This window comes from Streptomyces sp. NPDC005070, assembly GCF_053600395.1.
Genome location: NZ_JBSFZS010000403.1, coordinates 1 through 2,008, shown reverse-complemented (window position 1 = coordinate 2,008; position 2,008 = coordinate 1). Strand labels below are relative to the sequence as shown.

Annotated in this window: 1 protein-coding gene; it reads left to right on the top strand. The window is 72.1% G+C overall.

The genetic code is table 11. The annotated features are described in order from the left end of the window. Positions 1–36: 36 nt before the first annotated feature. On the top strand, positions 37–2,008 hold a 1,972-nt coding region (locus ACWEBX_RS39580; protein ID WP_451889543.1), incomplete at its 3' end, for an acyltransferase domain-containing protein.

Genomic DNA, 2,008 nt, shown 5'->3' with positions numbered 1-2,008 from the left:
TCGACGCAGCCCGCGCTCTTCGCTGTCGAGGTCGCTCTGTTCCGGCTTCTCGAATCGTGGGGCATCCGGCCGGACTACGTGGCCGGTCATTCGGTGGGTGAGATCGCTGCCGCGCACGTGGCCGGGGTGCTGTCGCTCGAAGACGCGGCGAAGCTGGTGTCGGCGCGTGCCGCGTTGATGCAGGCGCTGCCCGCGGGGGGCGCGATGGTGGCGGTGCAGGCGGCCGAGGAGGAGGTGCTGCCGTATCTGACCGACGGCGTCGGGATCGCGGCGATCAACGGCCCGAGGTCGGTCGTTGTCTCCGGGTCCGAGGACGTGGTCGTCGCCCTAGGTGAGGCCTTCCGGGAGAAGGGGCGCAAGACGTCCCGCCTGAAGGTCAGTCACGCGTTCCACTCGCCTCTGATGGATCCGATGCTGGACGAGTTCGCGCAGGTCGCCAGTGATCTGGCTTTCAACGAGCCGCGGATTCCCGTCGTTTCGAATCTCACCGGCCGACTGGCTGAGCCGTACACGCCCGAGTACTGGGTCCGGCATGTCCGTGAGGCGGTCCGCTTCGCCGACGGTATCGAGACCCTGCATGAGCTGGGCGTGGCGACCTTCGTCGAGATCGGCCCCGGAGGTGTTCTCAGCGCCCTCGCCCAGGGCTGCCTCGACGGCTCGGACATCGTCACTGTCCCGGTCCTACGGGCCGACCGCCCCGAACCGCAGTCCGTCGTCACCGCGCTCGCCGAACTGCACGTGCACGGCATCTCCCCGGACTGGCAGGCACTCTTCCCCGGCGCCCGGCGCGTCGACCTGCCGACCTACGCCTTCCAGTACGAGCGCTTCTGGCTGGACGCACCAGAGGAGTTCACCGGCAGCGCCGCTGCCACCGGACTCGGACTGGGCGCGGCGGAGCACCCGTTGGCCGGTGCGGTGGTCGCGCTGCCCGGCGCCGGCGGGTTCCTGCTCACCGGGCGGCTGTCGCTCAGGACGCACCCCTGGCTCGCCGACCACACGGTCATGGACAGCGTGCTGCTGCCGGGTACCGCGCTCGTAGAGCTGGCGGTGCGGGCGGGCGACGAGGCCGGTTGCGCGCAAGTCGAGGACCTGACGCTGGAAGCACCGCTGGTCATTCCGGATACCGGCGGTGTGGCCGTGCAGGTGTGGGTCGGAGCCGAGGAAGAGCCGGGCAGGCGCGCGCTGAGCGTGCACTCGCGACGGGAGGATGCCCCGGACGACGCGCCGTGGGTGCGGCACGCGGTCGGCTTCCTGACGGACGCGCTGCCCGAGCCGCCGCACGGCGCGGACCTCGGCGCGTGGCCGCCGGCGGATGCGGAGGCCGTCGACCTCACCGGGTTCTACGAGGGACTGGACGAACTCGGCCTGGGTTACGGCCCGGTCTTCCGCGGGCTGCGGTCGGTGTGGCGCAGCGGGGACGACGTCCTCGCCGAGGTCGCCCTCCCCGAGGGCACGGAGGCGGGCGCGTTCGCCGTGCATCCGGCGCTGCTGGACGCGGCGCTCCACGCGATCGGCGCGGGCGGGCTCGTCCCCGTCGTCGACGGGCCGTTGCTGCCCTTCGCCTGGTCCGAAGTGGGTGTGCGTGCCGCGGGGGCGACGGCGCTGCGGGTCAAGGTCTCTCGCACAGGCACAGGCACAGGCACGGGCACGGACGCGGTGTCGCTGACCGTGGCCGACGCCTCGGGTGGTCCGGTGGCCACGGTCGGCTCACTGTCGCTGCGGCCGGTGTCACGCGAGCAACTGCTCGTGGCGAGTGGCTCCGACAGGCGTGCCGAAGACTCGCTGTTCCGCCTCGCATGGCAGCCCGCGGTCCTCACCGAGGGTGACGCTGCCGCCGGCCTCGACGTACGGAGCTACCCGGACCTGGCCGCCCTGTCCGCCGAGCCGGCCCTTCCCGATGTCGCGGTGGTCACCGTCGTTCCGTGCCGGGCGGGGTCCGGTACGGAGACCGCTGACCGGGTGCACGGCACTGCGGGTGAGGTTCTCGCGTTGTTGCAGTGGTGGTTGG